Here is a 17,501-nt window from a genome sequence, read left to right on the forward strand (position 1 = left end):
CAGCACCGGGTCAGAATTCGGCGTGTCCGGGAGTCCGCGGGAAGGGAATGACATCGCGGATGTTCTCCATTCCGGTGACGTACATCAGCAGCCGCTCGAAGCCGAGCCCGAAACCGGCGTGCGGGCAGCTGCCCCAGCGGCGGATATCCCGGTACCACCAGAGCGGCGCGGCATCCATCCCCAGCTCGGCCATGCGGGCATCGAGCCGGTCAAGCCGTTCCTCGCGCTGCGAACCGCCGACGATTTCCCCGACCCGCGGCACCAGCAGGTCCATGGCGGCCACGGTGCGGTCATCGTCGTTCATCCGCATGTAGAAGGCCTTGATCTGCTTCGGGTAGTCGGTCACGAACAGCGGGCCGCCGACCACCTCTTCGGTCAGGAAGCGCTCATGTTCCGACTGCAGGTCGGCCCCCCACCGGACCGGAAATTCAAATGTTTTTCCCGACTTTTCCAGTTCCGCCACCGCCTCGCTGTAGCTCATGCGGGCGAACTCCGCCCGGGCCAGGGCTTCGAGCTTGGCGATCAGGCCCTTTTCGATCTGCTGATCGAAGAAATCAAGATCCTCACGGCACTCCTCAAGCACCGCGGTCACCATCGCCCGCATGAAATCCTCGGCCAGGTCGCAGTTGCCTGCCAGGTCGCAGAAAGCGATTTCCGGCTCAATCATCCAGAACTCGGCGGCATGACGGCTGGTGTTGGAATTCTCGGCGCGGAAGGTCGGGCCGAAGGTATAGACATTGGAGAAAGCGGTGGCGAACAGCTCGGCCTCCAGCTGCCCGGAAACGGTCAGACCGGCCTGCTGACCGAAAAAGTCACGGCGGTAATCGACCCCCCTCTCCCCCTTCGGCGGCTTCTCCATGTCGAGGGTGGTGACCCGAAACAGCTCACCGGCCCCCTCGCAGTCACTGGCGGTGATGATCGGCGTCTGCACGTAGAGAAAGCCGCGCTCCTGGAAGAAGCGATGCACGGCATAGGCCAGGCGGCTGCGCACCCGGAAGACCGCGCCGAAACTGTTGGTGCGGGGTCGCAGATGAGCAATGGAGCGCAGAAACTCGAAGCTGTGCCGCTTCTTCTGCAGCGGGTAATCCTCGCCGGTGGGACCGATCAGCTCAATGGCGGTGGCCTGCAGCTCCCACGCCTGCCCGGCCGCCGGGGACGCGACCAGGTTGCCGCGGACGGCGACGGCCGCCCCGGTCCCCAGCCCGTCCGGCAGGACCTGCAGCAGCTCGGTTGCGGCGACCACCTGCAGCGCGGCGAAACAGGAACCGTCGTTGACAGCGATGAAACTGACCTCCTTGCCGCGCCGGAGGGTACGCACCCAGCCGCGGACGCAGAGATCGGGCTGGACTTCATTCCGCCGCAGCACCTCCGCGACGGACCGGACCTTACTGTTGTCGATTGCAGTCGGCATGAACAACTCCTGGACCGGCAGGATTTCAGATCAGAAAACCCTGCCGAATGTTTATTGTTATCAAACTTATTTCTTGGCGCTGCAGATTATCTCTGTTCAGGCCCCCGGACTCAAGAAATTTTCCGTCCACAACCCTCATTCAGGCCTTGCAGAGTTCAAGGATACTACAGTAAAATCCGGTTTTCTGAAACCGGACTTGCCCTCGACAGCCAATGCACGCATCCCCTCCGCCCGGACCGTGCGCGGCCCGGACCGGCCAGCAGTGAAGATTCCTTCCTGAACCAAAGCCAGTCCGCACGCAGGGAAACATCCGCCCGCCACGCGCGCGGCGACAAGGAACAGGCATGAAGAAACTGACGATCGATGAAACCTACTGCAAGGGCTGCGGCCTCTGCGTCGATGCCTGCCCGAAGGGGCTGCTCGCGCTGTGCGAAGAGATCAACCGCCTCGGCTTCACACCGGCCACCATCAGCCCGGAAAACCTTGAAGCCTGCGTCAGCTGCGCGCTCTGCGCCCAGGTCTGTCCGGACGTGGCCATCCGCGTCGCCAGAGAGGTGAAGGAGAAATGAGTCAATCGACACCAGCACGCGTCTTCCTGAAAGGCAACGAAGCGGTCTGCTACGGCGCTATCGAGGCCGGCTGCCGCTACTATTTCGGCTACCCGATCACGCCACAGAGCGAAATCCCGGCCCTGATGTCCAGCGAACTGCCGAAGCACGGCGGCCAGTTCCTGCAGGCCGAAAGCGAGGTCGCCTCGATCAATATGCTGCTCGGCGCCAGCGCCTGCGGCGCCCGGGCGATGACCTCGTCCTCCAGCCCCGGCATCTCACTCAAGCAGGAGGGAATCTCCTACCTGGCGGGCAGTGAGCTGCCCGGGCTGATCGTCAACATCTCCCGTTCCGGCCCCGGGCTCGGCGGCATCGACGCCTCCCAGGCCGATTATTTCCAGGCGGTCAAGGGCGGCGGTCACGGCGACTACCGGATGATCGTCCTGGCCCCCCATTCTGTGCAGGAAATGTACGACCTGACCATGCACGCCTTCGATCTCTCCGACCGCTACCGGATGCCGGCCATGCTGCTCGGCGACTCCCTGGTCGGCCAGATGAAAGAGGCGATCGAACTGCGCCCCCGCCCTGAAGTCGAGCTGCCGGCCAAGGACTGGATCGTCACCGGCAAGGGCGGACGCGAGGAGCAACGCATCGTCAAATCACTGTTTCTCGGCGACGGCGAACTTGAAGCCCACAACCGGCACCTGCAGGCCAAGGCCCAAGCCCTGCGGGCCAACGAGGTGATGGCCGAGGAGGTCGCCCTGGAGGACGCCGAACTGGTCCTGGTTGCCTTCGGCGCGGCAGCGCGGATCGCCAAAACCGCGGTGCGGATGGCCCGGGAGGCGGGGCTCAAGGTCGGCATGCTGCGACCGATCACCCTCTTCCCCTTCCCCGAACAGCACCTTGCCCGGCTGGCGGAAACGGCGCGCCGCTTCCTCTGCATCGAACTGAATACCGGGCAGATGGTCGAGGATGTGCGCCTGGCGGTCAACGGCCGGCGTGAAGTCCATTTCTACGGCCGTCCACCGGGAACCGGCTCACTGCCGACCCCCGAAGAACTGTACGAGCAGATCCGAGAAAGTTATTGAGGCCGACCATGACCATGCAAACCGTTTTCGAACGTCCGCAATCTCTGAAAGATGTCCCGAGCCACTTCTGCCCCGGCTGCCATCACGGCCTTATTCACCGCCTGGTCGCCCAGAACCTCGACCGCCTCGGGCTGCAGCAGCAGACCATCGGCGTCGCCTCGGTCGGCTGCAGCGTCTTTCTCTATGCCTACCTGGATGTCGATGTCATCGAGTCACCACATGGCCGCGCCCCGGCCGTCGCCACCGGCGCCAAGCGGGTGCAAAGCGACAAATTTGTCTTCACCTACCAGGGGGACGGCGACCTGGCGGCGATCGGCACCAGCGAGATCATCCATGCCGCCAACCGCGGCGAAGCCTTCAGCGTACTGTTCGTCAACAACACCACCTACGGCATGACCGGCGGCCAGATGGCCCCGACCACCCTGCTCGGCCAGGAATCGGCCACCTCCCCGGGCGGCCGCAGCGCCGAACGGGACGGTCACCCGATCCGCATGGCCGAGCTGCTCGCTCAGCTGGACGGAGTCGCCTATTCGACCCGGGTGGCGGTCGACAGCCCGCAGCATGTCCGCCAGGCCGACAAGGCGATTGAAAAAGCATTCCGCCTGCAGCGTGACGAGGGCAGATTCGCCTTCGTCGAGATTCTGTCGACCTGCCCGACCAACTGGGGGATGGACCCGCGACGGGCCAACGCCCGGGTCGCCGAGGAAATGATCCCCTGCTTCCCGCTCGGGATTTTCAAGGATACCCAGAGCCAGGAGGGCAACCAATGACTTACGATGTTTTCATGGCCGGCTTCGGCGGCCAGGGGGTGCTGATGATGGGCGACCTGCTGGCACGGGCGGCTATCTTCGAAGGAAAGAATGTCTCCTACTATCCTTCCTACGGGGTGGAGAAACGGGGCGGAGCGGCGACCTGCACGATCGTGATTTCTGACCAGGAGGTCGGCTCGCCGGTGATCGGCCGACCGGGCGCGGCGATCATCCTCAACCAGCTTTCCTGCGACAAGTACCTGGAGAAGGTCCGCCCCGGCGGATTCTGCCTGCTCAACAGTTCCCTGATCGATCTGCCCGCCAATCCACGCGATGATATCAACCTGGTTTCGGCCCCGCTGACCGAAATCGCCCGGGAAACCGGCGGCGACCGCCTGCTCAACATGGTCTCCCTCGGCGCCTACGTCACCGCCACCGGCGCGGTCGACGCCGCCAGCCTGGAGAAGGCCCTGGAACAGGCCCTGCCGGAGCGCAATCACCGCTTCATTCCGATGAACATCGAGGCGATCAAGCGTGGTGCGGCGCTGGTAAAACAATAAGAAAATCTTTGGGGCCACCAAGACACCAAGGGCACCAAGAAAGGCAAAATCGTTCTCGCGCCCGTTCGCTGGCGCTCACTTGAGACGCAGAGACGCCAAGGCTGGAGAAATTCATAACTGAAAAAATAACGGCCATCTCCAGGTTCAAGGAGATGGCCGTTTCTCTATTTTGGCAGACAGGTTCAGGGCGGTTGAGACGTGCCCGTATGCAAGGCGCGCGAAGACTGAAACCGCAGGTGTAGCGGCAGCTACATCGAGGATTGAAGGCTGAGCGAACGCAGCAGACGGGCGTGTATCGGCCGCCCTCACACCCGTTGAAGGCGGTCGAGATTCGTGCAGATGCAAGGCGTCTCACGCACTGAGGAATGAGGCGTAGCGACAGCTACGTCGGAATGACGAAGCGCGGGAGCAACGCAGCAGATGTGCGGATATCGGCCGACCTCGCCATCAGCCGCCCTGCTCCCTCGTCTTGTGGAAGACGATCTCCGGCCATTGCTCCTGCACATACCCCAGCCGCCACTCGCTCGAGGCCAGGTAGGCTAGGTTGCCCTCGGCGTCAAGGGCGAGGTTGGCCTGGTTCTTCTTCTGGAATTCCTCCAGTTTCTTCGCGTCCTCGCAGTCGATCCAGCGGGCGGTGGCGAAGTCGATCCCCTCGTAGACGGCGTCGACCCCGTACTCGTTCTTCAGTCGTTCCATGGTGACGTCGAACTGCAGCACCCCGACCGCGCCGAGAATCCAGTCGGCACCGAGCAGCGGCCGGAAGACCTGCACCGCCCCCTCCTCGGCGAGCTGGGTCAGCCCCTTGTCGAGCTGCTTGACCTTGAGGGGGTTCTTCAGCCGCACCCGGCGGAAATGCTCCGGGGCGAAGCTGGGAATGCCGGTGAACTTGAGCGGCTCCTTGCTGCTGAACGTGTCGCCGACCTTGATGGTGCCGTGGTTGTGCAGGCCGATGATATCGCCCGGATAAGCCTCCTCGATGTGGGCACGGTCCTGGGCCATGAAGATGATGGCGTTGTTCAGCGCCACTTCCTTGCCGATGCGGTGGTGACGGACCTTCATCCCCCGCTCGAACTTGCCGGAGCAGATGCGCAGAAAGGCAATCCGGTCGCGGTGCGCCGGGTCCATGTTCGCCTGGATCTTGAAGACGAAGCCGGAGAACTGCTCCTCGTCCGGGCGCACCTCGCGGGTCTCGGTCATCCGCGGCCCCGGCGCCGGGGCCAGTTCGACAAAGGCGTCGAGCAGTTCCCGCACCCCGAAGTTGTTGACCGCGCTGCCGAAAAAGACCGGGGTCTGGCTGGCCTTGAGAAAATCCTCGAGGTCGAAGGGGTTGGCCGCCCCCTCGAGCAGCTCGACATCCCCGCGCAACTCAATGGCCTGGTCGCCGAGCAGCTCGTCGAGCCGGGCATCGGCCAGATCCTCGATGGTGATCAGCTCCTGATTGCGGGTCTCGGCGCCGGGGGTGAACAGGTTGAGCTGCTTGCGGTAGAGGCTGTAGACCCCCTTGAAGCGCTTGCCCATACCGATCGGCCAGGCCAGCGGCGCGCATTCGATCTGCAGTTTCTCCTCGATGTCGGCCAGCAGGTCAAGGGGATCCATCCCCTCGCGGTCAAGCTTGTTGATGAAGGTGATTACCGGGGTGTTGCGCATCCGGCAGATCTCCATCAGCTTCTCGGTCTGCGCCTCAACCCCCTTGGCCGAGTCGATCACCATCAGCGCCGCATCGACGGCGGTCAGCACCCGGTAGGTATCCTCGGAAAAGTCCTGGTGGCCCGGGGTGTCGAGCAGGTTGATCTCGAAGTCGCGGTGATTGAACTTCATCACCGAGGTGGTCACCGAAATACCGCGCTCCTGCTCCATCTTCATCCAGTCGCTGGTGGCGTGGCGGGCGGCCTTGCGCGCCTTGACCGCACCGGCGAGATTGATGGCGCCGCCGAACAGCAGCAGTTTCTCGGTCAGGGTGGTCTTGCCGGCATCCGGGTGGCTGATGATGCCGAAGGTCCGCCGCCGGGCGATTTCTTCCTGGAGTCGTTTGCTCACGAGTCAATCCTTGGGTTCAACTGCCGGAGCGGCCGCGCCGCGCCGAATGACAAAAAAAACCGGGCCGAAAACGGCCCGAGGAAAGCTGGATTCTAGCCCGGAACGGGGACCAGGGTCAATCCCCGCCCCTCTCCGTGGGCACAACCGGCAGGGTGAAAGAGACCCGGGTGCCGACCCCCTCTTCGCTTTCGAGCCAGATATGGCCGCCATGGGCATCGACGATGATCTTCGCCACACTCATCCCGAGGCCGGTTCCGGCAACCGCGGTGGTCGAGGTATCGGCACGGTAAAACCGTTCGAAAACATGGATCGCCTGTTCTTCACTCATGCCGATGCCCTGGTCGCTGACGGTCACCTGCAGGTTATCGTCGACCAGCCGGGCGATGATGGTGATTTCACCACCGTCGGGCGAATACTTGACCGCGTTGCCGAGCAGGTTGGCCATCAGCTGCTCGAACCTGAGCCGGTCGGCATGAAGTTCAATGTCGTCCGGTACGACATCCAGCCGCAGCTTATGACTGCCGGAGAGTCGGGTTGTCCGGCGAACCTGGTCAAGGGCGGCGGACAGGGCGAATGTTTCTTTTTTCAGCGACAGCATCTGCCCGGCCTCGATACGGCTGACGTCGAGCAGATCATCGACCATCCGCGCCAGGGCCTGGGCCTTGTCGTAGATATAGTTGACGAATTCCCGACGCTGTTCCGGCTGAAATTCCTCCAGCGGATGCGTGACCAGCAGTTCGGTGTAACCCATGATGGTGGTGATGGGCGTATGCAGTTCATGGGCGGCCATGGCCAGAAATTCACTTTTCATCCGGTCGAGAGCGCGCTCACGGGAGACATCCTGCATCAGCACGATCTGCCCGCTGATCTCACCGGCCTGGCTCAACAGCGGGGAACAGCGGCCCTGGTAGACACGTTCCGGCCGGTCAGGGTTGCCGGTCTCCCTGCTGAAGTCGAAATGCCCCGGTTGATCCGGATCCGCCAGAGCCTCCTGGAACAATTGTTCAAGCCCCGACCCCGCCAGGGCTTCTGCGAGCGGACGCTCGGCAACAGCGGAAAAAGAGATGCCCAGAGCAGTTTCCGCGGCCGCGTTCATCAGCACCACCCGTTGCTGCTGATCGACAACCAGCAGCCCGTCGGCAACCGAATTGAGGATGCCGTTGATCTTCTCCCGGCCGGCTTCGGTCTCGGCCAGCGCGGCCTTGAGGGCGGCCTGGGCGAGGGTCCGTTCGGCGATCTCGGCGGTCAGCTGCTGGTTGGCCAGCAACAGCTGCCCGGTCCGTTTCTGTATCCGTTCTTCCAGGGCCTCGTTGTTCGACTGCAGATCGATTTCGGCCTGTTCCCGCTGCAGCCAGAATTTTTTCGCCTTGTAAAGCAGCAACAGAACAACCAGCAGCATGCCGCCGCAGAGCCCCAGCAACAACAGGGTTGAACGCCGGGTCAACTGATCGATACGCTGCTGGTTCCGGGTGACATTGTAATAGACTTCCAGCGCCCCCCCGAACCCTCTGCTGTTCATCACCGGAACATAGGTTTCAACCACGTCCACCGGCAGATGCTTGCCTTCAGCGGTTTCCCGGTCTCGGCTGACGACCTTGGAATAGACCCGGCCGCGGGCAACGATCTGGTGAAAATAGGGGCTGCTGTTGATGGTGCCGATTTCCCCGGGGACAGTGGAAAAAATAATCTCTCCCCGCGGCGAGAAGACCCGCAGCTTGACCAGCAGGGAATCCTGCATCAGCAGGCGCGCCTCACGGGTAAAGGTCGGGGCAATCTGCTCCCGGTTGAGGCTGAGGTCTTCCAGCTTCAGGGTACGAACCAGGTAGTTGACGAACCGCACCGCATCATCCTCGGTCTCCTGGGTGAGCAGGTTGCGGTAGGTCGGATAGATATAGAAGAGATCGTAGAGCGGCAGGACCGTCACCAGGACCAGTGACAACAGCAGCATGTTACGCAAAAAGGTGATACGCAGCATAACCCCTCTCCCGCAGGCGATCCCATGCCCACAAAATGACAACCTGAATCAGTGAGTCCCTGTTGGATGGAGAGTGCAAGTGCTTGGTCTGAATGAGATTTCCAAAAATCTGAAGCGCCCCCATAGGTTCGCTGATGATTTTGGGGAAGCTCAGGCAGAGCAATGACTTGTGCCGGCCACCGACAAGGGGCCACTGATTCAGGGATAACTCACATGAACTATCCTGACAGCTGGAAAGGGACTTTGCAACCGGGCAATTTATGGCATACTCCTGAACCAGTGGGTTCATGGTGGATTTGGACTTGTGCTGTTCGCCGGCAATGAATTCACTGATTCAGGATACTGACGATTCGGATATTTTATTTTTCCCCTGGAGTCTCCATGCTGACACAGCGCGCCAGCGGCCTGCTGCTCCACCCGTCTTCCCTCGCCGGCCCCTTCGGCATCGGCGATATGGGTCCTGCCGCCCGGCAATTTGTCGATTTTCTCGTCCGGGCCGGGCAGAGTTACTGGCAGACCCTGCCGCTCGGCCCAACCGGCTACGGCGACTCACCCTACAGCGCCCTCTCGGCTTTTGCCGGCAATCCGCTGCTGATCTCTCCGGAACTGCTGGCAGCCGTCGGCGACCTGGAACCGGCCGATCTCGACCCCTGGCGAAAAAAGGGGGAACGAACCGATTTCAGCTGGGCCGAAAACTGCCGCCGGCCGTTACTCGAAAAAGCCGAAGACACCTTCTTCCGCTTCGCCACGACGGAACGGCGGCGGCAATTTGAAGATTTCTGCCGCAGGCAGGCCTTCTGGCTGGATGATTACGCCCTGTTCCGGGTTCTGCGTGAACAATTTGACCGACAATGCTGGAACAGTTGGCCGTCGGAGCTGCGAGATCGGGACGAGTCCACTCTCGACAAATGGCGACACAGGCTGCGCGCCCGGATTCGACAACACTACTATCAGCAGTTTGTTTTCTTCGAACAATGGCAGGGGCTGAAAAACTACGCCAACAGCCGCGGCGTCAGCATCTTCGGCGACATGCCGATTTTTGTTGCCCAGGATTCCAGTGACACCTGGGGACATCGCCAGTTTTTCCACCTGGATGCCCACGGCAACCCGCCGCTGGTCGCCGGAGTCCCTCCCGATTATTTCAGTCGAACCGGACAACGCTGGGGCAACCCGCTCTTCAACTGGGAAAAACTGGCCGAGCAGGATTATGCCTGGTGGCGACAGCGCATGGCTCGCAACCTGGAGCTGTTCGACCTGCTGCGGATTGATCATTTTCGTGGTTTTTCCGCCTGCTGGGGCATCCCCGCCGACGCCTCAACCGCGCTCGCCGGCAGCTGGCAACCCGGTCCCGGGGATCGCCTGTTCGAAGCTCTGCGGCAGGATCTCGGGCCTCTGCCGCTGGTCGCCGAGGATCTCGGCGTCATCACCCCGGAGGTTGCGGCCCTGCGTGACCGCTGGCAACTTCCGGGCATGAAAATCCTTCAGTTCGCCTTTGATTCGGACGATGACAACCCCTACCTGCCCCGCAACCACCCCGCCAACGCCGTGGTCTACACCGGAACCCATGACAACAACACCACCCTCGGCTGGTGGCGGGAACTCGACCGGACAGCCCGCCGAAGGGTACGGGATCTTCTTGGTGAACCCTGCCGACAGATGCCCCAGGACCTGATCCGCAGCGCCCTGCAAAGCCCCGCGCGGCTGGCCGTCATCCCGCTTCAGGATCTGCTCGGGCTGCCGGCCGACGATCGCATGAACCGTCCAGGTCGGCCGGACGGGAACTGGACCTGGCGCATGGCGGAAAATGTCCTGACTGTTGAACTGGCGGACTGGCTGCGGGAAGAATGTCGGCGCTGCCGGCGAACCGGCACGTGAACCGCCCATAAAAACTGGATCTTCCCAAATCCACCGGCTGTTTTGCGGACCGAGAGTGGTGGGACGGGTGAAGATGCGAGGCGCCGCGCCGCTTCGGGCACAAACATAGCCGAGCTACGTTGAACACCGATGCGGTGACGGCAACGAAGCAGATTCAGCCGTAACGACAGCCGAATCCCGAAATTGCCGGTGGATTTGGGATCTTCTTGTCTGGCAGACACCGCCTGTGCTACATTGCCAGGCGGTGTCGAATCGATTTCGCCCGGGAACCCCCGGGAAACCCAAAAACTGGAGGTTTGATTGTGAACAAACACCTGATGTTGCTTCTTGCCGGAACTGTCGCCCTGCTGCTGACAACCGGTTGTAAAAACGAAACCCCCGCCCCTGAACAGAGTGCCGCCAAACCTGCCGCGGAAACCCCGGCAACGGCGCCTGCCGCGGAACCTGCCGCTGCCCCCCAGCAGGCCGGATGGACCGGCAAGGTGCTGGAAACCATGGATGCCGCGGGCTATACCTATGTCCAGGTTGACACCGGCAGTGAAAAAATCTGGGCGGCGGCTCCCAAATTCAGTGCCAAGGTCGGCGACGCGGTGGTGGTTCCCAAGGGCATGGCGATGAAAAACTACCACAGTAAAACCCTCGACCGCGATTTTCCGGTTGTCTATTTTGTCGACGCGATCATGGTCGGCGGTGCCGACCAGCCCCTCAGCGAAACTCCGGCCGCCGCGCCGGCCGCCGCTCAGCAGAAACATCCCGATGTCACCTCGGCGGCACCGGCTGATGTTGACTTCTCCGGCATCAAACCGCCGGAAGGCGGCAAAACGATCGCCGAGCTTTTCGCCGACACCGAATCCCTGGCCGGCAAACCGATCACCGTTCGCGGCAAAGTGGTCAAGTACAATGCCAACATCATGGGCAAGAACTGGCTGCACCTGCAGGATGGAACCGGTGCCGAGGGCACCAATGACCTGACCGTCACCAGTGCCGACACCGCCAAGGTCGGCGATACCGTTGTCGTCACCGGCAAACTGGTGACCGACAAGGATTTCGGCTACGGCTACAAGTACTCGGTCATCATCGAGGACGCCAAGGTTGTCGTCGAATAGTCGAAACCCTGAAAAATGACCCGATACAAAGCCCCCGGAGCGAACTCCGGGGGCTTTGTCGTCAGCACTGATTCGGGGTAGACTCTCGTCATGGGAAACGGTCTTCTCAACCTGAGCTGGTTCTACCTGCTGCTGCTCGCCCAGCGGGGCGCCGAACTGTTGCTCTGCGCCCGCAACCGTCGCCGTCTGCTGGCTCGCGGCGGCCGTGAACACGCCCCCCGCAGCTACCGCGGGATGGTGGCCCTCCACCTTGGTTTTCTCCTGCTGTTAGCGATCGAAGCCTACCCCTTCACGGTGCCGGGAGATCTGTTGACCTGGAGTCTGCTGGCCGGCTACGGGCTGGTTCAGCTGCTGCGCTACTGGGCGATCTGGTCGCTCGGCGACTTCTGGAACACCCGCATTGTCGTCATTCCCGGAACGCGTCGAATTCGGACCGGACCCTACCGCTGGATGCGCCATCCCAACTATCTCGCCATGACCCTCGAATTCGCCATCATCCCCCTGCTGCTGCGTACTCCGACCACCCTGCTGCTGTTCATCCCCCTGCTGCTGGTGACCCTGCGACGGCGCATTGCCCTGGAAGAGGAAGCATTGGGGAAAGGGGCCGACTTCGACACTCATTCACGTGCCAATTGACTTAACCAGGCAACCCTCCTAGAATGAGATAATTGCAATTTTGATGCTTTCGCAAGAAAGCAGAAATGGTGTTGGCCAAGCAAAAAACCCGCCAGCAGCAAGGTGCGCGTTTATCGAGCAATGAGGTGTACTTACGTACGTCGAAGCAGCGAGACAAGCGCAGCAACGCAGCTGCTGATGAGTTTTTTCGACGTCATCCATTTTGTCTGACACGGGACATTTTATGACGGGCGCAAGGCCCTGAACGGGAGGGGATCCCACCCTGACAGTGTCAGCCTCAACCCGAAGGGGCAACATACTCCGGCAGGTTCGGAGAACCGTCTTCCATATTCCCCATGCGTATGACAGGCCTGTTGTCTCCAGCCGGACCGCAGGCCGGCGTTGCTGTTCCAGGGAGGTTCCATGACTGACTGCAGGCCACCTCGTCGCCGGCACAGAATCCTGCTGTTCTGTATGCTGCTGGCCGCGCTGGCAGACATCCCGGCGCGAGCTGCCGATCCCCCCGACCTCACCAGCCTCAACCTCGAAGAACTGCTCAACGTCGAAGTCACCTCGGCCGCCCGCCGGCCGCAGGGCATCTATGACACCGCCGCGGCAATCTATGTCATCAGCCAGGAGGACATCCGCCGCTCGGGAGCGACGTCTCTGCCGGAAATCCTGAGGATGGTCCCGGGAATCCAGGTGGCCCGCATCAACAGCAGTGTCTGGGCGGTTTCGGCCCGTGGGCTGAATGACCGTTTCGCCAACAAGCTGCTGGTCATGCAGGATGGCCGAACACTCTACAACCGTATTTTTTCCGGTGTCTACTGGGATGCCCAGGACACCGTGCTGGAAGATATCGAACGCATCGAAGTCATTCGCGGTCCCGGTGCGGCCATCTGGGGTGCCAACGCGGTCAACGGTGTCATCAACATCATCACCAAGTCCGCCGCCGCGACCCGGGGAAGCCTGCTCAGCCTGACCCTCGGCAACGAGGACCGCGTCATCGTCGAAGCCCGCCAGGGAGTCGCACTGAACGAGAACGCCGATCTGCGCGTCTACGCCAAAGGTTTTGAACGTGCTTCCGGCAGCGACGCCGGGGGGAACGACAATTCAGACGACTGGCGCACCCTGCGCGGCGGCTTTCGTTTTGACCGTGAGCAGGCGGGGAGGAGACATCTGACCCTGCAGGGAGATATCTACCGTGGAAGCGTGGGGGAAACCTTCACCCTGGCGACCCTGGCACCGCCCTTCTCGACGTCCCTGACCGATGATACCGACATCTTCGGCGGCAACCTGCTCGGCCGTTGGAAAGAAATCTTTTCCGCGACCTCGGACCTCTCGCTGCAGGTTTTCTACGACAAGGCCCGCAACTGGGATATCGCCAGCGGCCAGGATCAGCAGACCTTCGACATCGATTTTCAACATCGTTTCGCGCCGACCGAGAGACAGCTTGTCGGCTGGGGTCTGGGCTACCGTCATATCTGGGACCGCACCAAGAAGGGACCGGTCATCAGCTTCACCCCGCAGGACGAAAAAAACGACCTGTTCACCGCCTTCATCAATGACCAGATCGAACTGATCCCCGACCACCTCAGGCTGATTGCCGGCACCCAGATCGAGCACAACGACTACAGCGGCTTCGAGATCCAGCCGACCCTGCGTCTGCTCTGGACCCCGCGTCCCTTCTATACCATCTGGGGTGCCATTTCCCGCTCGGTTCGAACCCCGAGCCGCGCCGAAACCGGCATCGACCTGCGGCAGAATGTCGTTCCGGTCACCCTGCTGCCGCCACCACTGAACGGCCTGCCGGCGCCGGCGCTGGGTCAGTTCTCGCTGATCGGCAATGACAATTTCGATTCCACCACCGCCTGGACCTACGAACTGGGTCTGCGCTGCCAACCGGCGGCAGCCACATACCTGGAACTCGTGCTCTTTCACACCAGCTACGAAGGTCTGGCCAGTGTTGATCTCGGCACGCCGGTCAACGAAGGTGCCAACTGGCTGTTGCCCATGGTGGGCAACAACCGTCTTGATGCCGACAGTTACGGAATCGAACTCGCCGCCGACTGGATGCCACGCCGCTGGTGGAAACTGCAATCCTCCTACACCTACCTGAACGTCACCCAGAGTCTGCAGGCGGGCGCGGTCTTCACCGGGTTCAAACAGCGGGCCGACAACAGTCCGCATCATCAGCTCTCGCTGCGATCGAGCATCGACTTCGCCCGCAACTGGGAATGGGATGCCGGTCTGCGGCTGGTTGACAATCTCCCCGGCAGCAACGTCAGCGGCTATCTCGGCATCGACGCACGACTGGCCTGGAAGCCCCGGCCGGGATGGCAACTGGAACTGGTCGGGCAGAATCTGAACGACCCGCACCATCCGGAATTTGTTTCCGAAGTTCTCAATACGACCGCCATTGAAGTAGATCGCAGCCTGTTTCTCAGGGGCACCTGGATTTTCTGAGGGGAAGACAACCCGCATGCGCCGCCGCCCTGCCATCATCGTCCTGCTGTTCTGCCTCCTCCTTGGATTCGGGGGAAGCGCGGCCGCGCAATACACAACCACCCAGGTCAAGGCGGCCTTCCTCTTCAATTTCGCCAAGTTCACCAACTGGCCGACACAACACTCTCCTCAACAGACGGGCGAACTGATCGTCGGCATCATGGGCCGCGATCCGTTCGGACCGGCCCTGCAGCCCTTCCGCGATTACCGGATTCATGGCCGGCCGGTCCGCATCCGGAATGTTTCAACCCTGGCCGAAGCACGCGGCTGTCACATCCTTTTTATTGCCGCCTCTGAATCCTCCAGGCTACGGCAGATCCTGCAACAGTTGCCGCAATCCGGATTACTGACCGTCAGCGACATTCCCGGATTCGCCGTCCGCGGCGGCATGATCGAACTGCTGAAAATTGATCAACGCATCCGCTTCATCATCAACCTCGACGCCAGCCGCAAGGCCGGCCTCACCCTCAGCGCCCACCTGCTCAAACTGGCAAGAAATGTGATCTCCGCCGGGGGGCAAGAGCCATGATCGATCAACAAAAAAGCCGGTTTCGCCGCAAACTGATCGCCACCATCATGCTGACCTGTGCTCTCGCCCTGGCCCTGGCGGCGACGGCCTTCACCACCAGGGACCTGCTCGGACGGCGGCAGGCGATGTTTGACAAGCTGCAGTTGCTGGCCGAAATGCTGGCCGTCAACAGCAGTGCCCCGCTGGTTTTCCAGGACGCCGCCGCCGCCGAGGACAACCTGGCTCCGCTGCAGGTCGAACCAACGATTCTGGCAGCCGCCATTTACGACAACCGGGGAAGGTTGTTCGCAAGTTTCCATCCCCGCAACGAACGACCGGTCAAAGTCCCGGAAATCATCACCCGCCGCGGGCGGAATCAACAACATCTCCAGGCCTTCGCCAACGGCATGCGGCTGGAACTCTATCAGCCGGTCAAACTGGACGACGCGGTGGTCGGCACCATTTACCTGCAGGCCGACCTGGCCCCTCTCAATGCCAGTGTCATCTGGATCCTGCTGACCGGTCTGCTGGTGATGCTGGTCTGCCTGCTGGTTGCCTATGTCCTTTCCAACCGGCTGCAGGGACGACTCTCCCGCCCGCTGCTGGGACTGGTCAACACCATGAAAGAGATCAGCGACCAGCGGGACTACACCCGACGGGCCGAGATCGACAGCGACGATGAATTCTCCGAACTGGTCGACTGTTTCAACCGGATGCTGGTCCAGATTGAAGAACAGGACCGGCGACTGGCCGCCCACCGCGACGCCCTCGAGGACGAGGTCATGGATCGCACCGAAGACCTGCACCGAACCAACCGACGGCTGGAGAAAAGCATTCTTGAACTGCAGAAGGCGAAACAGCAAGCGGAAGTGGCCAACCGCGCCAAGAGCCAGTTCCTGGCCAACATGAGTCACGAGATCCGCACCCCGATGGTCGGCATCCTCGGCATGAACGAACTGCTTACCGACAGCGGACTCAACCCCCAGCAGAAATCGATGGCCGAGGCGATCAACGCCTCCGGTGAGGCACTTTTGAAAATCCTCGAAGAACTGCTCGATTTTTCCCGCATCGAGGCGGGCAAGATGACCCTCAAGCAGGACCCCTTCAACCTCCGCCAGGTCCTCGAAGACGCCTGCTTCCTGCTCGGAGAGAAAGCCCATAAAAAGGGTCTCGACCTGGCCTGCCAGATTGACAACGATATCGAAACGAAACTGATCGGAGATGCCGGCCGCATCCGCCAGGTGGTCCTCAACCTGGTCGGCAATGCCATCAAATTCACCGGCAAAGGAGAGGTGGTGCTGCGCGCCGAACGCGAGAAGGTCAGCGGCAACCGGATCTGGATCAAACTGCAGGTCGCCGACACCGGCATCGGCATGGACAGCAACGAGCAACAGATCATTTTCGACCCCTTCATCCAGGTCGACAATTCCAACACCCGGCAGTACGGCGGTACTGGCCTTGGGCTGACCATTGTCCGCCAACTGGTCGGCATGATGGGAGGGGAGATCAGCCTGCGCAGCGCCAGGGGAGAAGGAACCGTCTTCACCCTGCGCCTGCCGCTGGAAAAGCCGTTTGATGAGGATCCCGGTCCTCATCCTTCCCGGCGGCATTTTACCGGTCAGCGTGCCCTGGTGGTCGAAGCACACCCGGCGAGCAGGCAGGCTCTGGCCGACCAGTTGACTCTGGTCGGCATCCAGGTTGAACTCGCCGACAGCGGCAACGAGGTCCTTCCCCGACTGCGACACGCCGCCGAGCGGGATCCGTTTCAGCTGGTGCTGCTCTCGGTTGACCTGCCGGATATGAACGGCCTTGACCTGGCCGAGAGCATCAAGCAGCGGCCGGAACTGGCGGCAACCCGAATTATCCTGGTCTCCGGTAAGGAGCCCCGGATCGAAGCCTCCGGTGGCGCCAGCTTCAACACCCAGTTGCGCAAACCGGTCCGCTTCAGCCAGCTGCAGGCTGTCCTGAGCGCCGTTCTGCCCGAGGAGAGACTTGTCGTGAAACAGCCCGCCCCCTTATCCAGCGGCACCGCGCCACCCCAATACCAGGCTCGGGTGCTGCTGGTCGAAGACAACCTGCAGACCCAGAACCTGGTCAAGATGATGCTTGAAGCTTTCGGCTGCCGGGTTGATGTCGCCCAGAACGGACGCGACGCCCTGACCATGACCGAAGCCATCGACTACCAGATGGTCTTCATGGATTGCCAGATGCCGCTGATGGACGGGTATGAAACCACCCGCCGCCTCCGTGCCGAAGGCTATCGGCAGCCGATCATCGCCCTGACCGCCAAGGCCCTGCAGGGTGACGCCGAACAGTGTCTTGAAGCCGGGATGGACGATTATCTCAGCAAGCCGTTCAAACAGCAGCAGCTGATCGATATCTTTGAAAAGTGGCTGGATTCACAGGAAAGCTGAAACAAGAACCGGTACCGGCCGCCCTCCTATCTCGTACCGCCCCCGCCGGCATCAAAACCGCCATCCCTTCCCGTCTTGCACCGACGGCACAGGGCGAGGGATTTTTCGTC

At 61.7% G+C, this 17,501-nt stretch carries 14 protein-coding genes; 11 read left to right on the forward strand and 3 right to left on the reverse strand.

Annotated features, from left to right (window positions below; translation table 11 throughout):
• Positions 1-10: 10 nt before the first annotated feature.
• A complete protein-coding gene (asnS, locus tag B5V00_RS09120) occupies positions 11-1,411 on the reverse strand; it encodes an asparagine--tRNA ligase (RefSeq protein ID WP_085010474.1) in 1,401 nt (466 codons plus the stop codon).
• Here asnS and B5V00_RS16945 point away from each other — a divergent pair.
• The 5 genes from B5V00_RS16945 to B5V00_RS09140 are packed head-to-tail and all read left to right on the forward strand — an operon-like array spanning position 1,410 to position 4,356.
• The gene (locus B5V00_RS16945; protein ID WP_139800716.1) at positions 1,410-1,691 is read left to right on the forward strand and encodes a hypothetical protein; all 282 of its coding nucleotides are present in this window, start codon (positions 1,410-1,412) and stop codon (positions 1,689-1,691) included. The two genes, asnS and B5V00_RS16945, sit on opposite strands and share 2 nt — an antisense overlap.
• A 28-nt stretch (positions 1,692-1,719) precedes the next feature.
• Positions 1,720-1,980, forward strand: coding sequence for a 4Fe-4S dicluster domain-containing protein (locus B5V00_RS09125; RefSeq protein WP_281249682.1), 261 nt, complete (start codon positions 1,720-1,722; stop codon positions 1,978-1,980).
• Positions 1,977-3,047, forward strand: coding sequence for a 3-methyl-2-oxobutanoate dehydrogenase subunit VorB (locus tag B5V00_RS09130; protein ID WP_085010476.1), 1,071 nt, complete (start codon positions 1,977-1,979; stop codon positions 3,045-3,047). Before B5V00_RS09125 ends, B5V00_RS09130 begins: the two co-directional genes overlap by 4 nt.
• A gap of 14 nt (positions 3,048-3,061) precedes the next feature.
• Positions 3,062-3,817, forward strand: coding sequence for a thiamine pyrophosphate-dependent enzyme (locus B5V00_RS09135; protein WP_085010541.1), 756 nt, complete (start codon positions 3,062-3,064; stop codon positions 3,815-3,817).
• Positions 3,814-4,356: a 2-oxoacid:ferredoxin oxidoreductase subunit gamma family protein gene (locus B5V00_RS09140; protein ID WP_085010477.1), complete on the forward strand. Its 543-nt coding sequence runs from the start codon at positions 3,814-3,816 to the stop codon at positions 4,354-4,356. Before B5V00_RS09135 ends, B5V00_RS09140 begins: the two co-directional genes overlap by 4 nt.
• Before the next feature lie 447 nt (positions 4,357-4,803).
• Here B5V00_RS09140 and B5V00_RS09145 read toward each other — a convergent pair whose 3' ends face one another.
• Complete coding sequence (locus B5V00_RS09145; protein WP_085010478.1) at positions 4,804-6,393, reverse strand: peptide chain release factor 3; 1,590 nt, start codon at positions 6,391-6,393, stop codon at positions 4,804-4,806.
• A gap of 115 nt (positions 6,394-6,508) precedes the next feature.
• The gene (locus B5V00_RS09150) at positions 6,509-8,368 is read right to left on the reverse strand and encodes a sensor histidine kinase (protein WP_085010479.1); all 1,860 of its coding nucleotides are present in this window, start codon (positions 8,366-8,368) and stop codon (positions 6,509-6,511) included.
• Positions 8,369-8,716: 348 nt separating this feature from the next.
• Here B5V00_RS09150 and malQ point away from each other — a divergent pair, with 348 nt between their 5' ends.
• The 6 genes from malQ to B5V00_RS09180 all read left to right on the forward strand — a co-directional run bounded on the left by malQ (position 8,717) and on the right by B5V00_RS09180 (position 17,391).
• On the forward strand, positions 8,717-10,243 hold the full coding sequence (gene malQ / locus B5V00_RS09155) for a 4-alpha-glucanotransferase (protein ID WP_342748516.1): 1,527 nt from the start codon (positions 8,717-8,719) through the stop codon (positions 10,241-10,243).
• 302 nt (positions 10,244-10,545) lie between these two features.
• Positions 10,546-11,349, forward strand: a complete 804-nt coding sequence (locus tag B5V00_RS17300) for an OB-fold nucleic acid binding domain-containing protein (protein WP_085010481.1) — start codon at positions 10,546-10,548, stop codon at positions 11,347-11,349.
• A 90-nt stretch (positions 11,350-11,439) separates the two neighbouring features.
• Positions 11,440-11,985, forward strand: a complete 546-nt coding sequence (locus tag B5V00_RS09165; protein WP_085010482.1) for an isoprenylcysteine carboxylmethyltransferase family protein — start codon at positions 11,440-11,442, stop codon at positions 11,983-11,985.
• Between the two features lie 402 nt (positions 11,986-12,387).
• On the forward strand, positions 12,388-14,430 hold the full coding sequence (locus tag B5V00_RS09170; protein ID WP_085010483.1) for a TonB-dependent receptor plug domain-containing protein: 2,043 nt from the start codon (positions 12,388-12,390) through the stop codon (positions 14,428-14,430).
• Between the two features lie 16 nt (positions 14,431-14,446).
• Positions 14,447-14,998, forward strand: a complete 552-nt coding sequence (locus tag B5V00_RS09175) for a TOL_0243 family YfiR-like periplasmic protein (RefSeq protein ID WP_085010484.1) — start codon at positions 14,447-14,449, stop codon at positions 14,996-14,998.
• Positions 14,995-17,391: a response regulator gene (locus B5V00_RS09180; RefSeq protein ID WP_085010485.1), complete on the forward strand. Its 2,397-nt coding sequence runs from the start codon at positions 14,995-14,997 to the stop codon at positions 17,389-17,391. The genes B5V00_RS09175 and B5V00_RS09180 overlap by 4 nt, the downstream gene beginning before the upstream one ends.
• The last annotated feature ends 110 nt before the right edge of the window (positions 17,392-17,501 follow it).

The sequence above is a fragment of the Geothermobacter hydrogeniphilus genome (assembly GCF_002093115.1).
GTDB classification, from domain to species: domain Bacteria; phylum Desulfobacterota; class Desulfuromonadia; order Desulfuromonadales; family Geothermobacteraceae; genus Geothermobacter_A; species Geothermobacter_A hydrogeniphilus.

What these genes read in the sequence shown, in the direction of transcription:
- B5V00_RS09175 (WP_085010484.1), top strand. Translation starts at nt 14,447, where the DNA reads ATGCGCCGCCGCCCTGCCATCATCGTCCTGCTGTTCTGCCTCCTCCTT.
- B5V00_RS09140 (WP_085010477.1), top strand. Translation starts at nt 3,814, where the DNA reads ATGACTTACGATGTTTTCATGGCCGGCTTCGGCGGCCAGGGGGTGCTG.
- B5V00_RS09180 (WP_085010485.1), top strand. Translation starts at nt 14,995, where the DNA reads ATGATCGATCAACAAAAAAGCCGGTTTCGCCGCAAACTGATCGCCACC.
- B5V00_RS16945 (WP_139800716.1), top strand. Translation starts at nt 1,410, where the DNA reads ATGAACAACTCCTGGACCGGCAGGATTTCAGATCAGAAAACCCTGCCG.
- B5V00_RS09130 (WP_085010476.1), top strand. Translation starts at nt 1,977, where the DNA reads ATGAGTCAATCGACACCAGCACGCGTCTTCCTGAAAGGCAACGAAGCG.
- asnS (WP_085010474.1), bottom strand. Translation starts at nt 1,411, where the DNA reads ATGCCGACTGCAATCGACAACAGTAAGGTCCGGTCCGTCGCGGAGGTG.
- B5V00_RS09135 (WP_085010541.1), top strand. Translation starts at nt 3,062, where the DNA reads ATGCAAACCGTTTTCGAACGTCCGCAATCTCTGAAAGATGTCCCGAGC.
- B5V00_RS09165 (WP_085010482.1), top strand. Translation starts at nt 11,440, where the DNA reads ATGGGAAACGGTCTTCTCAACCTGAGCTGGTTCTACCTGCTGCTGCTC.
- B5V00_RS09170 (WP_085010483.1), top strand. Translation starts at nt 12,388, where the DNA reads ATGACTGACTGCAGGCCACCTCGTCGCCGGCACAGAATCCTGCTGTTC.
- B5V00_RS09150 (WP_085010479.1), bottom strand. Translation starts at nt 8,368, where the DNA reads ATGCTGCGTATCACCTTTTTGCGTAACATGCTGCTGTTGTCACTGGTC.